The sequence below is a fragment of the Streptomyces sp. NPDC050448 genome (assembly GCF_040655295.1).
In the GTDB taxonomy this organism is placed as follows: domain Bacteria; phylum Actinomycetota; class Actinomycetes; order Streptomycetales; family Streptomycetaceae; genus Streptomyces.
In genome coordinates, this window is the sequence record NZ_JBFAJR010000138.1 from 1 (window position 1) to 1,233 (window position 1,233).

Sequence of the window (1,233 nt, forward strand, 5' to 3'; positions counted from 1 at the left end):
ATGCGGCACCGGCCACAGCCCCCCGTCACGTCCCGGCCGGCGTACGGGCCCGCCCGCCAGGCCCGGACAGCACCGCCGGAACGGTCATCTGCTGCCTTCCCCGCCTCGTCGAGGTGGTTCCTGACGGGTGCCCCCGAAGGCCCCCGCCCAAGCGTGCGGGGGCCGTCCGGAAGGGGCGTACGGATGGGCCTACGGGTGAGGCCTGCGGGAGGTCAGCCCAGCCAGGGCCGCCACACGTGCTCGTTGCGCTCGACCCACTTCTTCGCCGCCTGCTGGGGCGAGAGCTTCTCCTCGGCGATCATCAGGGCCACCTCGTTCTGCTCCGCCGTGGTCCAGCGGAACTTCTTCAGGAACGCGGCGGCCTTGCCCCCCGACTCGGCGAAGCGCGTGTTCAGGTACTTCTGCAGCGGCGTGTGCGGGTAGGCGCAGGCCACCTTCTCCGGGACGTCCGCGCAGCCCTCGGTGTACTCGGGGAGCTTCACCTCGGTCATCGGGACCCGCTCGAAGAGCCACTGAGGCTTGTACCAGTACGTCAGGAAGGGCTTGCCCTCCTTGGCGAACTGCTTGATCTGGGTGATCTGGGCCGCCTCGGAGCCGGCGAAGACGACCTCGAAGTCGAGGCCCAGGTTCTTCACCAGCGCCTTGTCGTTCGTGACGTAGGACGGGGAGCCGTCCATCAGCTGGCCCTTGCCGCGGCTCTCTGCGGTGCGCAGCTGGTCGGCGTACTTGTCGAGGTTCTTCCAGTCGGTGACGTCCGGGTGGGCCTCGGCGAAGTAGGTGGGGACGAACCAGCCGATGTGGCCGGTCACGCCCAGATCGCCGGCCCGGGTGATCGTCTTCTTGCCCTCGACGTACCGCTTCTCCTGCTCGGGGTGGCCCCAGTCCTCCAGGATCGCGTCGACGCGGCCCTGGCTGAGGGCGTCCCAGGCGGGGACCTCGTCGACCTGCACGGTGTCCACGCGGTAGCCCAGCTCGTGTTCGAGGAGATAGCCGGCCACGGCGGTGTTCGCCTGGGCGCCGACCCAGGACTGGACGGAGAGGGTGACGGTCTTCGCGCCCTGGGCGGCGGCGTACGGGGAGGCCTGCCGGGTCATGTCCGCCGCTCCGCAGCCGGTGAGCACGGCGAGTCCGGTCGCTGCGGCGAGCAGGGCGGCGCCGCGGCGGCCGCGTCTGCTGCGTCCGCCGCCATGGAAGGGTCGCTTTCGCATCTCAGGCCTCCTTCGCGGGCTGGGT

General features: G+C 70.6%; 1 protein-coding gene. It reads right to left on the reverse strand.

The features are described 5' to 3' along the window. Positions 1–212: 212 nt before the first annotated feature. The gene (locus AB0I68_RS39110) at positions 213–1,208 is read right to left on the reverse strand and encodes an ABC transporter substrate-binding protein (protein WP_363182214.1); all 996 of its coding nucleotides are present in this window, start codon (positions 1,206–1,208) and stop codon (positions 213–215) included. Positions 1,209–1,233 lie beyond the last annotated feature (25 nt).